The sequence below is a fragment of the Robbsia betulipollinis genome (assembly GCF_026624755.1).
GTDB classification, from domain to species: Bacteria; Pseudomonadota; Gammaproteobacteria; order Burkholderiales; family Burkholderiaceae; genus Robbsia; species Robbsia betulipollinis.
In genome coordinates, this window is sequence record NZ_JAPMXC010000001.1 from 1123078 (window position 1) to 1144841 (window position 21764).

Below are 21764 nucleotides of genomic sequence, written 5' to 3' on the forward strand. Positions count from 1 at the left end.
CCTGTCCATCGAAGGAGCACGCCATGTTTCCCGCGCCGATCGCCAAATGGCGGCCGTTCAATCGTGTGTTGTACAAATTGACCCTGCCGCTCGCGCTGCTGATATGGTTATTGCCGCTGATCGCCGTGCTGGTCACGTCCATACGCTCGTCGGACGAACTCGTGGAGGGAAACTACTGGGGCTGGCCGCGGCACTTCTCCCTGATCGCGAATTACCGTGACGCGCTGACCACCTCGCCGATGCTGCATTATTTCTGGAACAGCGTGCTCATCACCGTGCCGTCGGTGATCGGCGCGATCACGCTGGCCGCGATGGCGGGGTTCGCGCTCGCGATCTATCCGTTTCGCGGCAACACGGCGCTGTTCGCCACCTTCGTCGCGGGCAATTTCGTGCCCATTCAGATCCTGATGATCCCGGTGCGCGATCTGTCGTTGCAACTGGGCATCTTCAATACGGTGGGCGCGCTGATCCTCTTCCACATCGCGTTCCAGACCGGTTTCTGCGCGCTGTTCCTGCGCAATTTCATCAAGCAGTTGCCGTTCGAACTGGTGGAGGCGGCGCGGATCGAGGGGGCGGGTGAGTGGACGGTATTTTTCCGCATCGTCTTGCCGCTGATTCGGCCTGCGCTGGCGGCGCTGGCGATCCTCGTGTTCACCTTCGTCTGGAATGATTACTTCTGGGCGCTGTGCCTGACGCAGGGCGACGAGGCGGCGCCGCTCACCGTCGGCGTCGCGGCGCTCAAGGGACAGTGGGTGACGGCGTGGAATCTGGTGTCGGCGGGGTCGATCCTGGCGGCGCTGCCTTCCGTGTTCATGTTCTTCGCGATGCAGCGGCATTTCGTGGCGGGGCTGACGTTCGGCGCGACGAAAGGGTAACGGGCGCCTGCATTGCGTCAGCCGTTTCGCCGTCGATGGCCTGCCCCCACATGCTCCGGCGGCAGGCGCGGGCCGGCGCCGAAGAGTTTCTCGCGCAGCGTCCCCTCGGCATAAGCGGTCTTGTATACGCCCCGTTCCTGCAATTGCGGGATGACCAGATCGATGAAGTCGACATAGCTTTCCGGCGTCACCGTGCGCGTCAGGTTGAAACCGTCGATGCCCGTTTCGTCCATCCACGATTCGAGTTCGTCGGCGACCTGTCGCGGGTCGCCGACGATCGTCGGGTAACGCCCGCCCAGCGTCAGTTGCGCGAGCAGGCGTTCCACGGTCCAGCCCGGCGCGTCGTCGGTGACGCGTTTCACCGAGGATTCGATGCCGCGGCTCTTGTGGCCGCCGGGCGGCGCGAGCGGGGCATCCGGCGCGAAAGTCGAATAGTCGATGCCGCTGCCCGCGGCGAAATGCGCGAGACCCGCCTCCGGGCTGGCATGACGGGCATATTCCGCGAATTTGTCGCGCGCCTCGGCCTCGGTACGTCCTGTGACGACGGTCACGCCCATGAAGACCTTCAGCCCCGCCGGATCGCGGCCGGCCGCCAGGGCGTGCGCGCGCAAGGCGGCGACGAGTTCGCGGGTGCCCGCCTTGCTCTGGCTGGAGACGAAGACGCATTCCGCGTGACGCACGCCGAAGGCCTGGCCGCGTCCCGAGGAGCCCGCCTGGAACAGTACCGGCGTGCGCTGCGGCGACGGCTCGGCGAGATGGTAGCCCTCGACATCGTAGTATTTGCCGTGATGCACGATTCGATGCACCTTGTCCGGATGCGCGAAGATCCGGGCGTTCCGGTCGCGTACCACGGCACCGTCTTCCCAGCTTCGTTCCCACAGCTGGTAGAGCACGTCGAGGTATTCGTCGGCGCGGTCGTAACGCTCGTCGTGCGCGATCTGCTCGGTGAGTCCCATCGCGCGGGCGGCGCTGTCGAGATATCCGGTGACGATGTTCCAGCCGATACGGCCCTCGGTGAGGTGGTCGAGCGTGGAGAAACGCCGCGCGAGCAGATACGGCGCTTCGTAGGTGAGATTGACGGTGATGCCGAATCCCAGGTTTCGCGTGACGGCGGCCATCGCCGAGACCAGCATCATCGGATCGTTGACCGGCAACTGGATGGATTCCTGCAACGGCAGCGTCACCGAGCCGCCGTAGACGTCGTACACGCCGACGATATCGGCGATGAACAGTCCGTCGAACAGACCGCGTTCGAGCAACTGCGCCAGATCGGTCCAGTAGGACAGCGTGCGATAGTCGGTCGAACGGTCGCGCGGATGCGTCCAGAGACCGTGGTTGATATGGCCCACGCAATTCATGTCGAACGCGTTGAGGAGGATCTGTTTTTTCCTGCCGGGCGGGCAAACGGCGTGGGTGGGCATTTCAGGAATAGAAAGAAGGTTTCGGCGGGAGATCGTTCAGCGCCCAGTCGCCCAGTTCGCGAACCTTGTAGTCCACCGGGTCGTGCAGGGTATGCACCCGGGCGTTGCGCCAGTAGCGGTCGAGCCGCAGCCCGGCGGTGGTGGAGCGCGCGCCGGTGACCTCGAACATGCGGTGCGTGACGTCGAGGCTGGCGCGCGTGGCGGCAACCTTCGCCGCCGCGATGGCGATGGCGACGGTGCCGCGCTCGGCGGCGGTGAGCGCGGTGCCGCGCGCCCAGGCGCGGTCGAAGGCACGGGCGGCGGCGTCGGCGAGCGCGCGGGCGCCCTCCAGCGCCAGCCAGAAATCGCCGAAGTGCGCGAGGACATAGGGATCCTCGCGCGGGCGGGCGGCCGCCGAGGCGATCCAGGGCCGTTCTGCGCGTTGCGTGATGGCGCGGGCTTCCTGCAACGCGCCCTCGCCGATGCCCAGATACAGGTTGGCCAGGATCAATTGCGCGAGCAGGGGACGCAGGCAGGCGAACGGCGTCGACAGCGGCCCCGGATCGCGCAGCCACTCCGCCGGCTCGACCGGCACGTGCGCGAAGGTGACGGTGCCGCTGTCGGTCTGGCGTTGCCCCATGTTGTCCCAGTCGTCGAGGGTGACGATGCCGGCGCGGGCGGTCGGAACGACGCCGATCAGCAGGCGGTCGTCGGGATCGAGCGCGGAGACCAGCAGCATGTCGGAGCCGGTCGCGCCGGAGCAGAAGCTTTTGCGTCCGTCGATCCAGGCGCGGCCGTGCGCATCGAACGTCGCGCGGGTTTGGGTGTCGAGCGGATTGAGCGCGTTGCCCCAGAACCAGCGGTGCCGGATGCTGTCCGCGTACCACGGCTGCCACTGGCCCGGCTGGCCGAAGAGGCGCGTTGTCGCAAGCAGGAGATGGTGGAACGCGAACAGGTGCGCGAGCGAGCTGTCGACGCGCGCGAAGCGGCGCACCACGCCGAGCGTCGCGTGCCAGTCCGCGCCCAGACCGCCGAGTTCGCTCGGCGTGCTCAGGCCGAGCAGGCCGCTGTCGCGCAGCAGCGCGCGTTCGTGCGCGGCATGTCCGCCCTGGGCGTCGCGCGCCGTGGCGGTGCGGGCGAACGCTTCGGCGAGCGCCGCCACGGTGTCGTCCCAGGGCGGGGCGCTGTCGTCGTGCAGGGGGGCGGCGCGGCTCATGGGCGCTGCCGGCCGCGGGCACGCGGCAGGGGGAAAGCGATGCGGGTCAACGTGGTCTCCCGATAGTGAAGGACGCGAGCGATGCGCAGGGATCGTTCCCACACACTAACAAGGGTGCGGGTCTGCGCTAAACAAGATTTTCGGCTAAGGACAGGCGATTTCCTGGACTGGGCCGTTCGTTCGAAAGCTCGGCCTAAAGAACGGTTCCGGGAAACCTTAGACGAAACCATTCGTTCGAGCGCCGCCGACGGCCCGCTAGCATGGTGACCCCGATGCAGTACCGCGTCGGCGATTTTCATGGGCGCGAGGCGCGCCGACGGGCAAGGAGTTCACGATGGATGTTTTCTGGTTCATTCCGACGCATGGCGACAGCCGCTACCTCGGTACCACGCAAGGCGCGCGTGCCGCGGATTTCGATTATTTCCGGCAGATCGCGCAGGCCGCCGATTCGCTGGGTTATGAAGGCGTGCTGCTGCCCACGGGCCGGTCCTGCGAGGATGCGTGGGTGGTCGCGTCGAGCCTGATTTCGTCCACGAAGCGGCTGAAGTTCCTGGTGGCGGTGCGCCCGGGTCTGTCGTCGCCGGCCCTGTCGGCGCGCATGGCGGCGACGTTCGACCGCCTCTCGGGCGGTCGTCTGCTGATCAACGTGGTCACGGGCGGGGACCCGGTCGAGCTGGCGGGCGACGGCGTCTTCAACGATCACGAAACGCGGTACGAGGTCACCGACGAATTCCTGCACATCTGGCGCCGTCTGCTCGAAGCCTCGCATACCGGCGGGACGATCGATTTCGAGGGCCGTCATCTGCAAAGCCGCGGTGGCAAGATCCTGTATCCGCCGGTACAGGCAGGCCACCCGCCGCTGTGGTTCGGCGGTTCGTCCCCGGCCGCGCATGCGATCGCCGCGGACCATATCGATACCTATCTGACCTGGGGCGAAGCACCGGCGGAAGTCGAAAGGAAGATCGCCGATATCCGCCGGCGCGCCGCCGACAAGGGCCGCAGGATCAGGTTCGGCATCCGGCTGCACGTCATCGTGCGGGAAACCGAGGAGGAAGCCTGGGCCGATGCCGACCGGCTGATCAGCAAGCTCGACGACGAGACCATCGAACGCGCGCAGGCCTCCTTCGCGAAAATGGACTCCGAGGGGCAGCGGCGCATGGCGGCGCTGCATGGCGGACGGCGCGACAAGCTGCAGATCTATCCGCATCTGTGGGCCGGCGTCGGTCTGGTGCGGGGCGGGGCGGGCACCGCGCTGGTCGGCAACCCCGAGCAGGTCGCCGGACTGATGAAGGAATACGCGGCGCTCGGCATCGATACCTTCATTCTCTCGGGCTACCCGCATCTGGAGGAGTCGTACCGTTTCGCGGAACTGGTTTTTCCGCTGCTGCCGCGGGCGCAACGCGCGGGCGCGACCGGTCCGCTGTCGGGGCCGTTCGGTGAAGTCGTCGGCACCTCCTATCTGCCGCGCGCCGCGCAAGGCTGACCGCGCGCGGCGGCTGCCGTCAGTGCCGCGGTTCCCGGCCGCCGCGCTCGCCCCCGTGTTGCCGCACGGGGTGCGACCGACGCTGCCGGCGTCCCGATCCTCGGGATTGCCACCATTGCCTGCGATCCCCTCGTGCCGGTAGGATGGGCGGTCACCGCCACCGAGGAGCAACGATGGGCCGGCTGGAAAACAAGGTCGCCGTGATTACCGGTGCGGGCCGCGGCATCGGCGCGGCCATCGCACGCGCATTCGCCCGCGACTGGCGTGCCTGCTTCGCGGTGGACCGCGACGGCGTTTGGCATGGCTGTCGCGCGGTGCTGCCGGACATGGCGGCGCAGGGGCGCGGCAGTATCGTGAACATCGCTTCCACGCACAGCTTCCAGATCATTCCCGGGTGTTTTCCGTATCCGGTCGCCAAGCACGGGGTCATCGGCCTCACCCGGGCGCCCGGCATCGAGTACGCGGCGCGCAACGTCCGCGTCAACGCGATCGCGCCGGGCTATATCGAGACGCAGCTGGCGCACGACGAGTGGAACCGCGCGGCCGATCCCGCCGCCGCCCGCGCGGCCACCCTGGCGTTGTCGCCGATGAAGCGGATCGGCCGGCCGGAGGAGGTGGCGATGACCGCGGTGTTCCTGTCGTCCGACGAGGCGCCGTTCATCAACGCGAGCTGCATCACCGTGGATGGCGGCCGTTCGGTGCTCTACCATGCCGCCCTCTAGACACGTAACCCTATAAGTCCACCTCACCCTTCGAACCGATATGAAAATCACCAAACTGACCACCTTCGTCGTGCCGCCACGCTGGCTGTTCGTCAAGGTGGAAACCGATGAAGGCATCAGCGGCTGGGGCGAGCCGATCGTCGAGGGCCGTGCGCACACCGTGGCCGCGGCCGTCGAGGAGCTTGCCGACTATCTGATCGGCAAGGATCCGCGCCACGTTCAGGACCACTGGACGGTGCTGTACCGCGGCGGTTTCTACCGGGGCGGGGCGGTGCACATGAGCGCGCTCGCCGGCATCGATCAGGCATTGTGGGATATCAAGGGGCGCGCGCTCGGGGTGCCGGTGCACGAGTTGCTGGGCGGGCCGCTGCGCGAGCGCATCCGCGTGTATTCCTGGATCGGCGGCGACCGTCCCGCCGACACCGCCGCGGGCGCGCGCGCGGCGGTGGCCCGCGGCTTCACGGCGATCAAGATGAACGGCAGCGACGAGATGCAGTTCGTCGACAGTCACGCGAAGGTGTCGCGCGTGCTGGAGAACGTGGCGGCGGTACGCGACGCGGTCGGTCCGGAGATCGGCATCGGCGTCGATTTTCATGGTCGGGTGCACAAGCCGATGGCCAAGATCCTGATCAAGGAACTGGAGCCGTTCAAGCCGATGTTCATCGAGGAGCCGGTGCTCAGCGAACATTACGAAGCCTTGAAGGAACTCGCGCCGCTGAGTTCCGCGCCGATCGCGCTGGGCGAACGGCTCTATTCGCGCTGGGATTTCAAGCGCATCCTGTCCGAGGGCTATGTCGACATCATTCAGCCGGACGTCTCGCATGCGGGCGGCATCACCGAGGTGGTGAAGATCGCGGCGATGGCCGAGGCCTACGATGTCGCCCTCGCGCTGCATTGTCCGCTCGGTCCCATCGCGCTGGCGGCGTGTCTGCAGGTGGATGCGGTGGCGTACAACGCCTTTATCCAGGAACAGAGCCTGGGCATTCACTACAACGAACGCAACGACCTGCTGGATTATCTGTCGGACCCGAGCGTTTTCGCGTACCGGGAGGGATTCGTGCAGATACCGCAAGGGCCGGGGCTGGGCATCGAGATCAATGAGGCCTACGTGCGGGAACAGGCCGCGATCGGGCACCGCTGGCGCAACCCGGTCTGGCGGCATCGGGACGGCAGTTTCGCCGAATGGTGATGCCGGGCGGCCGGTCTGCCGTGCCGCTTCGGTGCATCCCGCGGATCAGGTGGCGAGGAAGCGCAGCAGATGGGCGTTGAATTCCTTCGGGTGCGAGAGATTCAGGCCGTGCGGCGCGCCGGCGATGACCGCCAGCGTGCTGCCCAGAATCGCCTTGTGGGTACGCGCGCCGCTGACCCCCAGCGGCACCGTGCCGTCGGAATCGCCGTGGATGATGAGCGTCGGAATCGCGATCTTGGCGAGATCCTGACGGAAATCGGTGCGGGCAAACGCGCCGATGCAGTCCAGCGTGCCTTTGGGCGAGGCGAACGCGGCGACCTGACAGGCATGGGCGCGCTGCGCCTCGCTGACCAGCAACGCGCCGTCGACGCTGAAAAACGCCTTGCTGAACGCCTCCAGAAACGCCAGCCGGTCGCCCGTCACGCCGCTCTCGAACTGGGCGATGGCGGCGTCGTCCAGGCCGCCTTCGGGGTTGTCGGCGCTTTTGTACAGGTAGGGCGGCACGGCGGCGGCGAAGACCGCCTTCGCGACCCGTTCGGTGCCATAGGTGGCGATATAGCGCGCCACTTCGCCGCCGCCCATCGAAAAACCGACGAGGGTTGCGTCGTGGAGATCGAGATGCGTCACCAGCGCATGCAGATCGGCGGCGAACGTATCGTAGTCGTACCCGGACCAGGGCTGCGACGATGCGCCAAAACCCCGCCGGTCGTAGGTGATCACACGATGGCCCGCGCCGACGAGCGCGGGTACCTGGGCTTCCCAGGAGCGGCCGCTCAACGGCCAGCCGTGGATCAGCACCACCGGCTTGCCGCTGCCGTAGTCCTCATAGTGAAGCTCAACGGCTTCCTTGCCGGGCGCGTCGATGTCGATCTTGGGCATGTCTGTCTCCTTCGAGGAAATGGGTAGGCGTTGGCAAGCAACCGGCGTACCACGTCGCCCGGCGTGCCGCACCCGTACCGGTGTGGTTTTCCGGCGCAACGCGCGACACCGCACGGAACGGCGGGCGGCATCCGTCCTATAGTGCGTTCACGCGACGGGCGCGTGTCCGACATGTCGGGCCTAACAAATAACCACAAGAATCATGCGAGAGACACTGGAGTGGGCGTGTGCGTACCTGCTAGTCATCGGGGGCGCGGTGTGCATCGGCTCGATCGGCTATTTCGCGCTGACGATGATCACGCCGCGCGGACGCGCCGCCGCGCGGGACCGGCGCGTACGGCAGCGCAATCTGCCGACGCGTCTGGGAAAATCCGGCGTTGGTGCGCCGCCGCAGTAGATCCGGCACGCACGCCGCTGGCGCGCCGTCAGTGCACCGTGAAACCGCGATCGAAGGTCGGCTTCACATCCAGCGCTTTCGGCAGCAGGCCGCTCTGTCGATAAAAATCCGCCGTGGCCTGCTGTTCCGTGACCGCCTGATCCGATAGCGCCTCCCAGCGCAGATGCCGCCGCTCGAACTGCAGCCGCGCGACGTTTTCCGGAAAACCCATGATCTGCGCGAGATGGCGCGAATAGTCGTCCAGGTGCCGGTACGCCCAGATCTGCGAGGCGGCGAGCCGGTCGAGATAGTCCTGCAGCGCGCGCCGGCGTGCCGGGTCGGCCAGGGCGGCGTGGGTGGCGGCCAGGAACGAGTTCCCCGCCCACAATCCGCGGCCGCTGACGAGCACCCGCGCGTGATCCACGGTTTCCGCCAGCGCGGTATAGGGTTCCCAGGTGGCCCAGGCGTCGACGTCGCCGCTGGCCAGCGCCATGCGCGCATCGGCCGGCGCGAGGAAGCGGAAATGCACGTCCTCGCTGCGCAATCCCGCCGACTGCAAGGCCTTCAGGGCGACGTAATGGCCGATCGAGCCCTTGCCGGTGGCGATGCTGCGGCCTTTCAGATCGGCCGCGGTCTTCAGCGGCGACCCCTGTCTGACGAGCACGGCGGTTCCATAGGGATCCGACCGGTCGACGGCGATCGCCTTGACCTGCGAGCCGGCCGCGATCGAGAACAACAAGGGCGCATCACCGATGATGCCGGCGTCGACGGCACCGGCATTCAACGCCTCCGCGAGCGGCGCCGCGGCGGGGAATTCCGACCATTCGATCCTGTACGGCAGGTTCTGCAATGCGTTCGCGGCTTCCAGCTGCGCGCGCATGTTGCCTTTCTGATCGGCGATGCGCAGGGTCAGCGGCGCGGCGTCTGCGATGCCGCCCATGCCGCACAGGGCGATGCACAAGAGCCCGCAGATGGCCCGGAAAAAACGAGACGACAAGACGTTCTCCAGAAGTTCGGCATGAAAGCGCCACTGTAGGGGCAAGGGCCGCGATGGCGAAACGACGATTCGCGATTTGCTTATGCCCGGGCGTCACATCGCACGTCTTCGCCGAAGGCGTCTGCGGCTTCTCTCCAAATGGAATGAGTAAAGCGCGAATGCTTCTTTCCGTTTTCCCGGCCGATTGCGCATAGTGGCAGCCTGCGAACGATTTCCCCTGTGGTGATCGCTTTTCACACCCTCCCGGGCGCCGCATCCCGTATCGGTGCCCCCGCACTCCAGGAGAAAGCTGCATGGCTCGCACTGCTTTGCGTGGCTTCGCCGCGTTGCTGACGACGGTCGCGACCCTCGTCGCGGCCGTCCCGGCCCGTGCCGATACGCTGCGCATCGGTTATCAGAAGTACGGCACGATGGTGCTGCTCAAGGCCCGAGGCACGCTCGAGAAACGGCTCGCGCCGCAGCACGTCACCGTGCAATGGACGGAGTTTCCAGGAGGGCCGCAGTTGCTCGAAGGGCTCAACGTCGGGTCGGTCGATTTCGGCGTGACCGGCGAGACGCCGCCCGTGTTCGCGCAGGCCGCGGGCGCGGACCTGCGCTACGTCGCCTATGAACCGCCCGCGCCCACGAGCGAGGCGCTCGTCGTTCAGCATGACTCGACGATCCACTCCGTCAAGGACCTCAAGGGCAGGAAAGTGGCCTTGAACAAGGGCTCCAACGTGCATTACCTGCTGGTGCGCGCACTGCGCGAAGCCGGACTCGACTATGGCGACATCCAGCCGGTCTATCTCGCGCCCGCCGATGCGCGCGCCGCATTCGAGCGGGGCAGCGTTGCCGCATGGGCGATCTGGGACCCGTTCCTGGCCGCCGCCCAGAAACAATTGCACGCACGCGTGCTGCGCGACGGCACCGGCCTGGTGGACAACCACCAGTTCTATCTCGCGACGGGCGACTACACGAAACGCCACCCCGAGGTGCTGGAAGCCGTCGTCGACGAAATCCGCAAGGTGGACGTGGACGTGCACGACCATGCCGAGGCCGTGACGAAGCAAGTCGCGCCGTTGCTGGGATTGCCGGAGGACATCACCCTGCTTGCCGTGCAGCGCCAGGGATATGGCGCGGCCACGCTGTCGCCGCAGGTCGTCGCCACGCAGCAAGGCATTGCCGACACCTTCACGGCGCTCAAGCTGGTGCCCCGGAAACTGCGCATCGACGACGTGGTCTGGCATCCGGGCGGCAGCAATGGCGTCGTGGCCGCGAAGTAACCAGGACCGGAATATGAAAAAGACATTTCACGACATCGCCTATCGCATCGCCCCCTGGGTGCTGCCCGTGGGCCTGCTGGTGGTCTGGCAACTGGCCGTGCAGGTCGGCTGGCTGTCGAACCGGATACTGCCCGCCCCCAGCGCCGTGCTGGCCGCGGGTGTCGCGCTGGTGCGCAGCGGCGAGATCTGGCAGCATCTGGCGATCAGCACCTGGCGCGCCGGGGTCGGTTTCGCGATCGGCGGCGGCATCGGCCTGGTGCTCGGTTTCATCACGGGCCTGTCCCACTGGGGCGAGCGCCTGCTCGACAGCTCGGTACAGATGATCCGGAACGTGCCGCATCTGGCGCTCATTCCGCTGGTCATCCTGTGGTTCGGCATCGACGAAAGCGCCAAGATCTTCCTGGTGGCGCTGGGCACGGTGTTCCCGATCTATCTCAATACCTATCACGGCATCCGCAACGTCGACGCGAACCTCGTCGAGATGGCGCGCAGCTACGGTCTCTCGGGCCTGCCGCTGTTCGTCCAGGTCATCCTGCCCGGCGCCCTGCCGTCGATCCTTGTCGGCGTGCGCTTCGCGCTGGGCCTGATGTGGCTCACCCTGATCGTCGCGGAAACCATTTCCGCCAGTTCGGGCATCGGCTATCTCGCGATGAACGCGCGCGAGTTCCTGCAGACCGATGTCGTGGTGCTGGCGATCCTTCTCTACGCCGTACTCGGCAAACTGGCCGACCTGGCCGCGCGGCTGCTGGAGCGGGTGTGCCTGCGCTGGCATCCGGCCTACCAACCGCGTCTGGAGCTGGCATGACATCCGATCATCGAGAAGCAGCGACCTCCGTGGACCGCCCGGGCGCCCACGCCGGCCCGGGACGCGGCATCGCGCTGACGCTGGACGCCGTCGACAAGCGCTTCGGCGCGCGGCACGTCCTGCGCAATATCGATCTGCAGGTGCCCGCCGGACAGTTCGTCGCCATCGTCGGACGCAGCGGCTGCGGCAAGAGCACCCTGCTGCGCCTGCTGGCCGGGCTGGACGCCGCCTATGGCGGACAGCTGCTCGCCGACGGCGCGTCGCTCGCCGCGGCGCGGCAGGACAGCCGCCTGATGTTCCAGGACGCCCGCCTGCTGCCGTGGAAGCGGGTCATCGCCAACGTCGGTCTGGGCCTGTCGGGCAACTGGCGCGAGGCGGCGCTGCACGCGCTGGAGGCGGTGGGGCTTGCGGACCGCGCCAACGAATGGCCGGCGGCGCTGTCCGGGGGACAGAAACAGCGCGTCGCGCTGGCGCGCGCGCTGGTGCACCGCCCGCGCCTGCTGCTGCTCGACGAGCCGCTCGGCGCGCTGGATGCGCTGACCCGCATCGAGATGCAGCAACTGATCGAACGACTCTGGCGCGAACAGGGTTTCACGGTGCTGCTGGTCACGCACGACGTGAGCGAGGCGGTCGCGGTGGCGGACCGGGTGATCCTGGTGGAAGAGGGGCGCATCGGGCTGGACCTGCTGGTCGACCTGCCGCGGCCGCGGCCGCGCGGGTCCGCGGATCTGGCGGCGCTGGAAGCGAGCGTTCTGGACCGCGTCATGGCACCGCCGGAACGCGAGCCGGCGCCGCGCAAGGAAACCGCCGTTGTCCGCCACACCGGCTGGCGACAGGCCGCGGCGAAGTAAAGCGGAAGCGTTTCTTACGAGTCTTTCCGCTGCGTGGTTAAAATGATCGCCGTCATCCACCTTCAAAAGGGCGGCCAGCATGGTATCGCGCGAGCTTCCGAATCCCTCCCCGCCACGCCCCGTTCCGGGGCGGCCCGCGCAGTTCTCGACGCGCATCGCCTTTTTCGTCGCCGGCTTCGGCGTCTCCGCCTGGGCGCCGCTGGTGCCGTTCGCCAAGGCGCGCGCCGGTCTGGATGACGGTGCCCTCGGTCTGCTGCTGCTGTGCATCGGCGTGGGCTCGATCCTGGCGATGCCGGTGGCGGGCGGGCTCGCGAGCCGCTTCGGGTGTCGCCGCGTGATCGGTTGCGCGGCGCTGGCGATGTGCGCGATGCTGCCGCTGCTCGCCGTCGTCGCCGTGCTGCCGCTGCTCGCCATCGCACTGTTTCTGTTCGGCGTCGCGCTCGGTTGTCTGGACTGCACGGTGAACATCCAGGCGGTGATCGTCGAGCGCGCCAGTGGCAAAACCATGATGTCGGGTTTTCATGGGCTTTACAGTCTGGGCGGGATCGTCGGCGCCGCGGGGATGACGGGGCTGCTCAGCGCCGGCGTGCCGCCACCGGGCGCCGCGCTGTGCGTGAGCGCCCTGGCCGCGATCGCCACCGTACGGGCGGCGGCGCAGGCGCTGGACTATGGCAGCGCGCGCAGCGGTCCCGCTTTCGCGATGCCGCGCGGCATCGTCCTCTTCATCGGCGTGCTCTGTTTCATCGTCTTCCTCACCGAAGGCGCCATGCTGGACTGGAGCGCGGTGTTCCTGAGCAGCGTGCGCCAGGTGCCGTCGGCCTACGCGGGCCTGGGATACGTCGCCTTCGCGGCGACCATGACCGCCGGCCGTCTGACCGGCGATGCGGTCGTGAGCCGTTTCGGCAAGCACGCGGTCGTGGCCGGCGGCGCGCTGCTCGCGGCCGCAGGGCTGGCGCTCGCCACCACCGTCCCCGGCTGGCCCGCCACGCTCGCGGGATACGCCCTGGTGGGCGCCGGCTGCGCCAATATCGTGCCCGTCATGTATTCGCTGTGCGGCCGCCAGACCACGATGCCCGAGAACATCGCGGTGCCCGCGATCAGCACGCTCGGCTATGCCGGCATCCTCGCCGGGCCGGCCTTGATCGGTTTCCTGGCCCATGGCACCAGCCTGTCTTTCGCGCTGTTCGGGGTCGCCGCGCTGCTGCTCGGCGTGGCGGCGAGCGCGCGGCTGCTGCGGATCTGAACGCGGCGGCCGGGGTGGCGGGTGCGGTCGACCATCCGCACGCTGCCTCCTTTCTATCGGCGCCCGTGGTTAAGATGTACTATCTGCGCGCGATGTGATGCTCGTGTGATGTGATGTGATGTGACGCGGGTCGTCGTCCCCGCCGCGCGTGGCGGCGCGCATTCAGCACGCATGGTGGATCGAACAATGGATGCCCAGGAACCCGAATGTCTAACGAAGAGGACATCGCCATGATCGGCGATACGCCGATGATCCCGGATCAGCGCCGCGAGATGATGTTGCGTCAGCTCCGCAAGCACCAGGTATTGAGCGTGCATCAGCTCGTGGACATGTTCCGGTGTTCGCATATGACCGTGCGCCGCGACATCGCCCTGCTCGAACAAGAGGGACGGGCCTATTCGGTGACGGGCGGCGTGCGCATCGCCAGCCAGGTGCACAGCGAGCCGAGCCACCGGCTCAAGGCCGTGGCCGAGTTGCCGCAGAAGCAGGCGATGGCGCGTCTCGCCGCCGGGCTGCTGCGGCCCGACATGACGGTTTATCTGGACGCGGGCACCAGCACGCTTGAAATCGTGCGCTACATCACGGCGCTGGCGGGCATGACCGTGGTCACCAATGATTTCGGGATCGTTCAGTCGCTGGCCGACGCGACCCACGTGAACGTCATTCACACCGGCGGCCTGCTCGACCACCCGAACCGCTCGTGCGTCGGGGGCCTGGCCGTCGCGACGCTGCGCCAGATCGCCACCGACATCGCCTTCATGTCGACCAGTTCCTGGGATCTGCATCGCGGCATCACCACGCCGTCGGCGCTCAAGGTGGAGGTGAAGCAGGTGGCGATGCACTCCGCGTCGCAGAGCGTGCTGGTCGCCAGCAGCACCAAGTACGGTACCTTCAGCATGTACCGCATCGCGGGCCTCGACCAGTTCGACACGATCATCAGCGACACCGATCTGGGTGCGGCCGCCGCCGATGGCATCCGCAAGCAGGGGATGGAACTGATGCTGGCCGCGCTCGCCGAGGGCGCTCCGGCCAGAGCGGGGACGGGCCGCTGAACCTGGGTCGTGCCCAGCCGCACGGGGCATGGGGCGCGGGGCACGCCAGCATGCGCCGATGCGCCCCGCGCCGCGCCGCCCCCGGTCTTATCTCACTGCTGTACCCAGTCGGCGAGGATCGCGCCATACAGACTCACCGCCTGGTGAAGACGGTCGACGCGGCAGTATTCGTCCGTTTTGTGCGCCATCGTGGACTCTCCCGGCCCCACGATGATCGTCGGCGGATACCCGCAGGCGGGTTGCAGTACGGCGGCATCGGTAAAATACTGGACCGTGCGTACCGGGCCCGACGGCCCGACGAGGTCTTCGGCGAGGGCGGTCATTCGCGCGACCCAGGACTGTTCCGGATCGGAATAGACAGAGGGCAGATCGATGATGGGCGACAGCGCGACGTCGCCGATGTGATGGTGCAGTCGCGTCGTCAGGCACGCATGATCGATGCCCGGCACGGTCCGCATGTCGATGGAAAACTCCGCGTGGTCGGGCACCGAATTGATGTTCAACCCGCCGGCGACCGTGCCGACATTGAGCGTGGGCGCGCCCATCCGCGGATGCGGCTCCCCCATCTCGAAAGTTTGAATGCGGGTGATGGCACGGGCCGCGCCGTAGATGGCGTTGACGCCTTCCTGCGGCATCGCGCCGTGCGCGGTCACGCCACGCGCGACGGCCTTCAGCCACAGCGCGCCTTTATGTCCGATGACGACGCGGTTCTCCGTGGGCTCGCCGACGATCAGGGCGCCCAGCTGCTTCAGCAGCGCCGGCTGCTCCGCCCGCAGCGCCTTCGCGCCATCGCATCCGGTTTCCTCGCCCCCCGTGAGGATGAGCTGCAAGCCGCTGCCGTCACGCAAGGCATCCATCATCGGCGCGCAGGCGGCGATGAAGCTCGCGATGCCCGCCTTCATGTCGCTCGTGCCACGGCCATACAGACGTCCGTCGACGATCCGTCCTCCGTGCGGATCCTGCGTCCAGTCGGCATTGCCGAGCGGCACGGTGTCCAGGTGCCCCGTGAACCCCAGAGGAGCGTTCGCGTCCCCGTTTGCGGCGTCGCCCCTCCTGCCGGCGAGCGTGGCGACGAGGTTGAAGCGACGCGCGCCGAAACGATGCAGGACGGTCTGAAACCCCAGTTCATCGAGCACGGTTTTCAGGAACCGCGCGCATGCCTCTTCATCACCGGGCGGATTGACCGAGTTGAATGTCACCAGGCTTTGCGTCAGGGCGACGGGATCGACGATGGGCATGATGCGTTCGCCTACTGCGACGTGAGCCAGGAGAGGCAGTTCAGCCAGAGCGTCGCGTTGCCTTCCCAGTCGGAGAACTCCGGGGGCAGCCAGTGGTGCGAAATGTCGCTCGTCCAGGCAAGCGTTCTGCCCTTGCCATGGGTCCCGGCGACCAGCAGCGGGTGTCCCGTCTCCGGCACCCGCGCAATCACCGTCGCGCCGGGCTTGACCTCGACCTCGTTGTAGCCGAGCAGATGCGGCCAGGCGCTGCCGAGGTTGGCCGTGATGGGATGATCGGCCACCAGCTCCGGCGTGAATCCTTCCGGCACTTCGCACCGGTCGTCGTAGGGGAGGCAGCGCACCGGTAACACCTCTTCGACGGGCGTGTTGCGGTACCGGGCCACCCCATTGATTCCCTGGAAACTGAGATAACCGCCGATCATCATCAGACCCTTGCCCGCCGCAACGTATTCGCGCAGCAGTTTCAGTCGATTCGGCGTGCGCGCGCTTTTCGCCCACGTATCGGGATGCAGCAGCAACGTGTTGGCGCCGATGTCCGACAGGATGATCGCGTCGTACCGCAGCAGGCCTTCGAGCGTGGTCGGAAAGTCCTCCTGCGCCTCATGACTGGGCATGTGCTGCACGTCGTAGGGGCTGTCCTTGACGGCCGCCAGGAATGTCTTCGCGCCATTGTGATAGGTCACGGTGGGAAACTGATCGAATCCCTTGATGTGCGTGGCGGTACTGGTCCAGCTTTCGCCGGCGAGTAATACGGAACGACGTGTCATGCCACTTCTCCTGTATCGCGAGCGGTTCGACGCGTCCGACGGGACGGCAGTGAACCGGTTTACAAATCTTACGGAGCAGATTGCCTGCGAGCGGTGTTCACGAGTGCGCCTGGGCGTCGGGCGCTGAAGACGCGCTGGGGATTGACCACCAGCAATGTCTCCAGTTGAGCGCCCGTGACCCCCAGGCGCCGTAGCCGGGGCACGAAATGCTTGAGAATGTAGCCATACCCGTGACCACCGAACCGGGTCAGCATCGTTTTCAGAAAGACGTCCTGCGACAGCAGCAGGTTCCCGATGAATCCCGCGTCGATCAACGCGACGATCGCGCGGGCGTTTTCCTCGTCCGATGGCGACTGGGCATCTTCGTCGGCATAGTAGTAGTCCATGCCGATCATGTCGTATTCGAGCCATGCACCCCGCTCGGCCAGGCTGTGCTGGTAGGCGTGATCGCGCAAACTGGGGTTCATGTGACAGAGCACCGTATGCCGGAGGTCCGCCCCTTCGCGTTCCACGATATCCAGCACCCGGTGGCCGTGACGAACCCAGCCCGGAAGATGGACGGAAAGCGGCACCCGGGTTGCCGCGCTCGCGCGCGCCGCCGCGCGCAGGGATTTTTCTTCGTTCGCGGTAAATGCCGCCGAGACGCCGATTTCGCCGATGAGACCCGCCAGTACCTCGGGCCGTTCATCTGCGCCGCCAACGTCGAAGATCAGCTGATCGGCCAGGGCCTCCACCGATTTTTCGTCGACGTAAAAAGGATGCGACGGCTCGAGATAAAAACCGGTGGACATGACGATGTTCAATCCGGTACGACGTGAAATCATCTGCAGCGCGGCGGGGTCGCGTCCAATTCCGAGATTGGTCGGGTCGACCACGGTTTCGCCGCCCAGACCGCGGTAGATCATCAACTCCTCGATCGCCACTTCGGGATCGAACAACCTGCAGTTATCCAGATTCATCAGCGGATTCATCCGCAGCGCACCGAGAATGCCGATGTGGACCTTTTGTTCGGCGATATCGCGCTCGCCGCAACAACTGGGCGGCACCCACTTGCCCGAGGCATCCACCAGGATGTGCTCGTGCATCAGCGTCACGCCCATTTTCTCGACCGGAATGGGACCCGTGACGGTCATGACCTGCCCGCTTTCCACGCCGATGGCCGGACCACCGGAAGGGAAGGGCTGAAAGAGAGAGGTCATGCTCAGGCCTTCTTTCGACGCTGCGGCGTGAAGATGCGGGTATTGAGCCAGATTGCCAGGATCATGATTGCGCCTTGAATGATCTGCGTATAAAACGGCGAGACGTTGACCAGGATCAGGCCGTTGCCCAGGACCGCGATGGTCAGCGTGCCGAGCAGGGTCCCCAGGATCGTTCCGCGCCCGCCGAACAGATTCGTGCTGCCGAGCACCACGGCGGTGATGACCGCCAGTTCGAATCCGCCGCCCTGATTGGACGAGCCGCTGCCCAGGCGCGCCGTTTCGATCATTCCCGCAAGTCCCGCCGCGGCCCCGCTCAGCATATAGACCTGCATCGTCACGCGCCGTACGTTGATGCCCGAACGACGGGTGCCTTCCGCATTCGTTCCGATCCCCACGACATAGCGTCCGAAACGCGTGTGTCGCAATGTCAGCCAGGCGACGAGCAAAACCGCGATCGCGATCAGCGCCGGCGCGGGCAGTCCCAGGATGCGGCCGCGGCCCAGCTGAGTGAAGATGCCCGTTCCGCTCACCGGTATCGAATAGCCCTGCGTCAACAGGAGCGCGATTCCCCGCACGACGGATAGCGTGCCCAATGTCACGATGAAGGCCGGCATGCCGGCGAACGCGACGAAATACCCGTTCACCGCGCCGATGGACGCGCCGAGGACCAGACCGCCGATGATGACCACCAGGTCGGGCACGCCGGCCCGCAACGCGATCGCCGCGATCGCCCCGACCAATGCCACCACCGAACCGACGGACAGATCGATGCCGCTGGTCGTGATCACGAACGTCATTGCCGCCGCGACGATCAGGAGCGGTGCGCTCTGGCGGAGGATATTGATCAGATTCCCGCTTGTCAGGAACGTCCCGGCCGCCAGCGAGAAGACCACGACACAGCACAGGAAGAATCCGGCAATGCTGGCGACCCCCGCATTGCGCGAAAGGAAGTGGGACAGATCATGGCGGCGGGTCGTCGTTTTTTTCTCCATCGCGATATCCATGATCAGTGCTCCGCCAGCGCGCGCGCGGAACGGGCGCTGAACTTGTGCCCGACGATCAACTCGACGACTTCCTCGAGATTGGTCTCGCCGATGTTGCGGTCAGCCACGTTTTTGCCTTCGTACATCACGCTGATGCGGTCGCAGACGAGGAAGAGATCCTGGAGCCGGTGGCTGATCAGAATGACGCTCACGCCACTGGCGCTGATGACGCGAACCAGTTCCAGGACGGCCTCGACTTCGGCGACGGCGAGTGCGGCGGTCGGTTCGTCCATGATCAGCACCTTCGGGCCGAAGGAGATCGCCCGCGATATCGCGATGGCCTGCCGCTGTCCGCCCGAGAGATGCTCGACGTCGACGTGGGTATCCGGAATGCGAATACCGAGCCCCTGCAACATTTGCCGCGCCTCGCGATGCATCTTCCGATGATCCAGCACGTTCACGCCGAGGACGCGTTTGGTCGGCTCGCGCCCGAGGAACAGATTCCCCGCGACATCGATCGTGTCGCACAGCGACAGATCCTGATACACCATCTCGATATGATGCCGGCGCGCGTCGCCGGGCTGGTCGAAATGAACGGCCTGACCGTCGATTTCGATCGTGCCGCCATCGGGAACGACCGCGCCCGACAACACCTTCGATACGGTCGACTTGCCCGCACCGTTATCTCCCACCAGACCCAGCACTTCGCCCGGAGCGACCTCGAGCGAGACGCCGCGCAGCGATTGCACCGCGCCGAAGCTTTTTACGATATTGCGCATCCGCACGCGGGGCACGGGCCGTGGCGTGGACTCATCGGACATATACCGCTCCTAACAAAAACCGAATCAGTTTTCACGGCGTGTGGGATCGAGGCGAAAGATGGAGGACCCCCGTGCCGCCCGACGTCCATGCAGCGCGACCGACGTCCATGCAGCGGTTCGGCCGCGCGCTCCACGGTTGCCTACTTGAACTGGGCGCGGAATTGATCGACGTTCGCCTTGGTCACGATCGTGACCGGCACCGAGACATTCTTCGGCACCGCCTGGTGCGCGATCAGCTTCATCGCCGCCTGCACTGCGGCCGTTCCTTCGCCCATCCCGCTTTGCTGCACCACGGCGAGAACCAGTCCCGAGTCCAGGCCCGCAATGGCTTGCGAACTCAAATCCCATCCCATGACCTTGTACGGCGGCGTGCCACCCTGTGCCATCGAGGCGGCGACGACACCGATCAGGGCCGGCTCGCCGGTGGCATAGACGATCTGCAGGTCCGGATGGGCGGTGATCAGGCTTTCCGATGCGGACTGTGCCTGATCCTGGACATTCTGCCCGTCAACCGTGGCCACGATCCTGCTCCCCGGCGCGGCGGCGAGACCCGCCTTGAAGCCGTCCGCGCGTACATTCTGGATATACGAATTCAGCGCGCCGACGACGCCCACCTGCGCGTGCCCGTGCAGGTTCTTGCTCGCGTAGTCGGCGCTCAGTTTGCCGATCGATTCGCTGACCTTTTTGTTGTCCACGCCGACCTGAACCGCGTTGTCACCTTGCACGATCGAATCGATGGTGATGACGGGAATACCCGCTTTTTTCGCTTCCGCGATGGCCGGCTTGATGCCGTTCACGTCGATTGCGACCACCAGGATCGCGTCGACTTTCTGCTGAATGTAGGTTTCGATCGCATTGGCCTGCGCGCTCGGGTCGTTATTCGCGTTGTAGATGCTCAGTTGCGCTCCCGCCGCTTTCGCGGCAGCTTGCGCGCCGGCGTTCATTTGCGTGAAGAACAACGCCTCCTGGTTGATCTGCACCAATGCCAGCTTGGGTACGGGCGCCGCCACGGCAAAACCGCATCCCAGTAACCCAAACGAAACGAGCCCTACGAGTACGCGCAGGCGGAAGCGTTTTTTTGCGATCATCAGAATGCGTTCCATGAAGGTAAGGGGAGGCGCCGGCCGTTTCCCGAAAACCGAGTGCGATGGATTTCTTGTAAACCGGTTTACTAAATTTATGTGGCTGATATTCGTTTGTCAACCGTAAAGTTATTCGAGGTGCGCTGGGGAGTTTTTTCGCAAAATGGGCGGCCCGACGGATGCACGCTGCATGAGCGTCACCGGCAGGCGGCGTACCGTTTCCGTCGGGCCGTGAACCGCAGGAGCGCGCGTTTCGGAACGTTCGCCGGCGAGCGCCGCCATCAATATTTCGACGCTTGCCCGGCCCAGATCACCTACTGACTGACGCAAGGTCGTGAGCGGCGGCATCAGCAGGCCGGCAAACTCCATGTCGTCGAAACCGACCAGCGACATATCCCTGGGTACGTCGAGACCCTGCTCGCGCAGGGTTTCGAGCACGCCTACGGCAAGATAATCGCTCCCGGCGAAGATCGCCGTGGGGCGCTTGCCGAGCGCCAGTAACTGCTGCGCGGCGTGCCGCCCGAACGGGCGGTCATAAGCGCCGTATCGGACCAGCGTCGCATCGAAGCGGATACCGGCTTCGCGCAACGCGCGTCGGTAGCCCGCCAGGCGCTCCCGCACCGAAAACAGGCCGACCGGCCCCGTGACATGGGCGATGCGGCGATGACCCGCTTCGATGAGGTGGCGGCACGCCAGATAGCCGCCGGTTTCGTTGTCGGTGAACACTTTCGGTACATGCAGGCCGCTGACGTCCTCATCCACCAGAACCAGATTTCGCCTGTCGCCGATCAATCTGCGCAGGGCGCCGTCATCGGGGCGGTTCGTCGCGAAAATCAGACCGTCGAACCGTTGCGTGTCCAGCCAGCCCAGATACACGGCTTCCCGTTCCAGCTCGTTTCGGGTGATGCATAGGGCAAGACCCATGCGGAACCCGGCCGCGGCGGATTCGACGGCGTCGGCAAGTTCGGCGAAGAACGGGTTGGCGATATCGGGAATGGCCAGTCCGATCGTCTCGCTGCTCCCCATGCTCAGGCGCCTGGCCAGGCTGTTGCGCTGGTATTTGAGCGCCCGTACCGCGTCGTTCACGCGCTTCGCCGTGTCCGGCGGCAGGATCAGGTCGCCATTGAGATAACGCGACACGGTCGACTTCGATACCCCAGCGAGTTCGGCGACGTCGCGGATAGTGGATGGCTTGCCCAAAAGAAATTCCCCCAATGCTGGTTGGGAGTGTAACGCAACGCAAGCGGCCTTCGGCCGATGCTGGCCTGCGCGCCGGGGCGTGCGTGTCCCATCGCGTTGCATCGTCGATGCTTCATGACGGCTC

At 66.1% G+C, this 21764-nt stretch carries 21 protein-coding genes; 10 read left to right on the plus strand and 11 right to left on the minus strand.

Annotated elements, in window-relative coordinates:
- Positions 1-23: 23 nt before the first annotated feature.
- Entirely contained in the window at positions 24-875 is an 852-nt protein-coding gene (locus tag OVY01_RS04890) for a carbohydrate ABC transporter permease (protein WP_267846077.1), read from the plus strand.
- Positions 876-892: 17 nt separating this feature from the next.
- Here OVY01_RS04890 and OVY01_RS04895 read toward each other — a convergent pair whose 3' ends face one another.
- Together OVY01_RS04895 and OVY01_RS04900 are read right to left on the minus strand one after the other, a co-directional pair.
- On the minus strand, positions 893-2296 hold the full coding sequence (locus OVY01_RS04895; RefSeq protein ID WP_267846079.1) for an LLM class flavin-dependent oxidoreductase: 1404 nt from the start codon (positions 2294-2296) through the stop codon (positions 893-895).
- 1 nt (position 2297) lies between these two features.
- A complete protein-coding gene (locus OVY01_RS04900) occupies positions 2298-3491 on the minus strand; it encodes an acyl-CoA dehydrogenase family protein (protein ID WP_267846081.1) in 1194 nt (397 codons plus the stop codon).
- 334 nt (positions 3492-3825) lie between these two features.
- Between OVY01_RS04900 and ssuD the strand changes: the two genes are divergently transcribed.
- The 3 genes from ssuD to dgoD all read left to right on the plus strand — a co-directional run bounded on the left by ssuD (position 3826) and on the right by dgoD (position 6885).
- Positions 3826-4974, plus strand: coding sequence for an FMNH2-dependent alkanesulfonate monooxygenase (gene ssuD, locus OVY01_RS04905; RefSeq protein ID WP_267846083.1), 1149 nt, complete (start codon positions 3826-3828; stop codon positions 4972-4974).
- Between the two features lie 173 nt (positions 4975-5147).
- Positions 5148-5696, plus strand: a complete 549-nt coding sequence (locus tag OVY01_RS04910) for an SDR family oxidoreductase (protein WP_267846085.1) — start codon at positions 5148-5150, stop codon at positions 5694-5696.
- 40 nt (positions 5697-5736) lie between these two features.
- A complete protein-coding gene (gene dgoD / locus OVY01_RS04915) occupies positions 5737-6885 on the plus strand; it encodes a galactonate dehydratase (RefSeq protein ID WP_267846088.1) in 1149 nt (382 codons plus the stop codon).
- A 45-nt stretch (positions 6886-6930) separates the two neighbouring features.
- On the opposite strand, the gene OVY01_RS04920 is transcribed toward dgoD, so the two are convergent.
- Positions 6931-7764 carry an alpha/beta fold hydrolase gene (locus tag OVY01_RS04920; protein WP_267846089.1) on the minus strand — a complete coding sequence of 278 codons (834 nt, stop codon included), beginning with the start codon at positions 7762-7764 and terminating at the stop codon, positions 6931-6933.
- Positions 7765-7966: 202 nt separating this feature from the next.
- Between OVY01_RS04920 and OVY01_RS04925 the strand changes: the two genes are divergently transcribed.
- Positions 7967-8161, plus strand: coding sequence for a hypothetical protein (locus OVY01_RS04925; protein WP_267846090.1), 195 nt, complete (start codon positions 7967-7969; stop codon positions 8159-8161).
- A 28-nt stretch (positions 8162-8189) separates the two neighbouring features.
- On the opposite strand, the gene OVY01_RS04930 is transcribed toward OVY01_RS04925, so the two are convergent.
- Positions 8190-9080, minus strand: a complete 891-nt coding sequence (locus OVY01_RS04930; protein WP_267847670.1) for an ABC transporter substrate-binding protein — start codon at positions 9078-9080, stop codon at positions 8190-8192.
- A 350-nt stretch (positions 9081-9430) separates the two neighbouring features.
- On the opposite strand from OVY01_RS04930, the gene OVY01_RS04935 reads away from it, so the two are divergent.
- The 5 genes from OVY01_RS04935 (at position 9431) to OVY01_RS04955 (ending at position 14350) form a co-directional block, all read left to right on the plus strand.
- Positions 9431-10399, plus strand: coding sequence for a sulfonate ABC transporter substrate-binding protein (locus tag OVY01_RS04935; RefSeq protein ID WP_267846091.1), 969 nt, complete (start codon positions 9431-9433; stop codon positions 10397-10399).
- Between the two features lie 13 nt (positions 10400-10412).
- Complete coding sequence (gene ssuC / locus OVY01_RS04940; RefSeq protein WP_267846093.1) at positions 10413-11204, plus strand: aliphatic sulfonate ABC transporter permease SsuC; 792 nt, start codon at positions 10413-10415, stop codon at positions 11202-11204.
- Positions 11201-12055, plus strand: coding sequence for an aliphatic sulfonates ABC transporter ATP-binding protein (ssuB, locus tag OVY01_RS04945; protein WP_267846094.1), 855 nt, complete (start codon positions 11201-11203; stop codon positions 12053-12055). The genes ssuC and ssuB overlap by 4 nt, the downstream gene beginning before the upstream one ends.
- Before the next feature lie 79 nt (positions 12056-12134).
- Positions 12135-13298 (plus strand): MFS transporter, encoded by a 1164-nt coding sequence (locus OVY01_RS04950; RefSeq protein ID WP_267846096.1) that lies wholly within the window; start codon positions 12135-12137, stop codon positions 13296-13298.
- Positions 13299-13504: 206 nt separating this feature from the next.
- Positions 13505-14350, plus strand: coding sequence for a DeoR/GlpR family DNA-binding transcription regulator (locus OVY01_RS04955; RefSeq protein ID WP_267846098.1), 846 nt, complete (start codon positions 13505-13507; stop codon positions 14348-14350).
- A 92-nt stretch (positions 14351-14442) separates the two neighbouring features.
- Here the strand turns inward: OVY01_RS04955 and OVY01_RS04960 are convergent, their stop codons facing one another.
- The 7 genes from OVY01_RS04960 to OVY01_RS04990 form a co-directional block, all read right to left on the minus strand.
- Positions 14443-15588: a M20 family metallopeptidase gene (locus OVY01_RS04960; RefSeq protein WP_267846099.1), complete on the minus strand. Its 1146-nt coding sequence runs from the start codon at positions 15586-15588 to the stop codon at positions 14443-14445.
- A gap of 11 nt (positions 15589-15599) precedes the next feature.
- Positions 15600-16355, minus strand: a complete 756-nt coding sequence (locus OVY01_RS04965) for a glutamine amidotransferase (RefSeq protein ID WP_267846100.1) — start codon at positions 16353-16355, stop codon at positions 15600-15602.
- A gap of 68 nt (positions 16356-16423) precedes the next feature.
- Entirely contained in the window at positions 16424-17554 is a 1131-nt protein-coding gene (locus OVY01_RS04970; RefSeq protein ID WP_267846103.1) for a phosphotriesterase family protein, read from the minus strand.
- A 2-nt stretch (positions 17555-17556) separates the two neighbouring features.
- Positions 17557-18558: an ABC transporter permease gene (locus OVY01_RS04975; RefSeq protein ID WP_267846106.1), complete on the minus strand. Its 1002-nt coding sequence runs from the start codon at positions 18556-18558 to the stop codon at positions 17557-17559.
- A 2-nt stretch (positions 18559-18560) separates the two neighbouring features.
- The gene (locus OVY01_RS04980; RefSeq protein WP_267846107.1) at positions 18561-19358 is read right to left on the minus strand and encodes an ATP-binding cassette domain-containing protein; all 798 of its coding nucleotides are present in this window, start codon (positions 19356-19358) and stop codon (positions 18561-18563) included.
- A gap of 140 nt (positions 19359-19498) precedes the next feature.
- Positions 19499-20446 carry a substrate-binding domain-containing protein gene (locus OVY01_RS04985; protein ID WP_267846108.1) on the minus strand — a complete coding sequence of 316 codons (948 nt, stop codon included), beginning with the start codon at positions 20444-20446 and terminating at the stop codon, positions 19499-19501.
- Positions 20447-20569: 123 nt separating this feature from the next.
- Positions 20570-21640 carry a LacI family DNA-binding transcriptional regulator gene (locus tag OVY01_RS04990; protein ID WP_267846109.1) on the minus strand — a complete coding sequence of 357 codons (1071 nt, stop codon included), beginning with the start codon at positions 21638-21640 and terminating at the stop codon, positions 20570-20572.
- Positions 21641-21764: the final 124 nt, after the last annotated feature.

Bases quoted from the DNA above. Each gene is read 5' to 3' on its own strand.
- OVY01_RS04955 (WP_267846098.1), top strand. From the start codon at position 13,505: ATGTCTAACGAAGAGGACATCGCCATGATCGGCGATACGCCGATGATC.
- ssuB (WP_267846094.1), top strand. From the start codon at position 11,201: ATGACATCCGATCATCGAGAAGCAGCGACCTCCGTGGACCGCCCGGGC.
- OVY01_RS04970 (WP_267846103.1), bottom strand. From the start codon at position 17,554: ATGACCTCTCTCTTTCAGCCCTTCCCTTCCGGTGGTCCGGCCATCGGC.
- OVY01_RS04975 (WP_267846106.1), bottom strand. From the start codon at position 18,558: ATGGATATCGCGATGGAGAAAAAAACGACGACCCGCCGCCATGATCTG.
- OVY01_RS04920 (WP_267846089.1), bottom strand. From the start codon at position 7,764: ATGCCCAAGATCGACATCGACGCGCCCGGCAAGGAAGCCGTTGAGCTT.
- OVY01_RS04925 (WP_267846090.1), top strand. From the start codon at position 7,967: ATGCGAGAGACACTGGAGTGGGCGTGTGCGTACCTGCTAGTCATCGGG.
- dgoD (WP_267846088.1), top strand. From the start codon at position 5,737: ATGAAAATCACCAAACTGACCACCTTCGTCGTGCCGCCACGCTGGCTG.
- OVY01_RS04890 (WP_267846077.1), top strand. From the start codon at position 24: ATGTTTCCCGCGCCGATCGCCAAATGGCGGCCGTTCAATCGTGTGTTG.
- ssuD (WP_267846083.1), top strand. From the start codon at position 3,826: ATGGATGTTTTCTGGTTCATTCCGACGCATGGCGACAGCCGCTACCTC.
- OVY01_RS04960 (WP_267846099.1), bottom strand. From the start codon at position 15,588: ATGCCCATCGTCGATCCCGTCGCCCTGACGCAAAGCCTGGTGACATTC.
- OVY01_RS04965 (WP_267846100.1), bottom strand. From the start codon at position 16,355: ATGACACGTCGTTCCGTATTACTCGCCGGCGAAAGCTGGACCAGTACC.
- OVY01_RS04930 (WP_267847670.1), bottom strand. From the start codon at position 9,080: ATGGGCGGCATCGCAGACGCCGCGCCGCTGACCCTGCGCATCGCCGAT.
- ssuC (WP_267846093.1), top strand. From the start codon at position 10,413: ATGAAAAAGACATTTCACGACATCGCCTATCGCATCGCCCCCTGGGTG.
- OVY01_RS04935 (WP_267846091.1), top strand. From the start codon at position 9,431: ATGGCTCGCACTGCTTTGCGTGGCTTCGCCGCGTTGCTGACGACGGTC.
- OVY01_RS04895 (WP_267846079.1), bottom strand. From the start codon at position 2,296: ATGCCCACCCACGCCGTTTGCCCGCCCGGCAGGAAAAAACAGATCCTC.
- OVY01_RS04900 (WP_267846081.1), bottom strand. From the start codon at position 3,491: ATGAGCCGCGCCGCCCCCCTGCACGACGACAGCGCCCCGCCCTGGGAC.
- OVY01_RS04950 (WP_267846096.1), top strand. From the start codon at position 12,135: ATGGTATCGCGCGAGCTTCCGAATCCCTCCCCGCCACGCCCCGTTCCG.
- OVY01_RS04980 (WP_267846107.1), bottom strand. From the start codon at position 19,358: ATGTCCGATGAGTCCACGCCACGGCCCGTGCCCCGCGTGCGGATGCGC.
- OVY01_RS04910 (WP_267846085.1), top strand. From the start codon at position 5,148: ATGGGCCGGCTGGAAAACAAGGTCGCCGTGATTACCGGTGCGGGCCGC.
- OVY01_RS04985 (WP_267846108.1), bottom strand. From the start codon at position 20,446: ATGATCGCAAAAAAACGCTTCCGCCTGCGCGTACTCGTAGGGCTCGTT.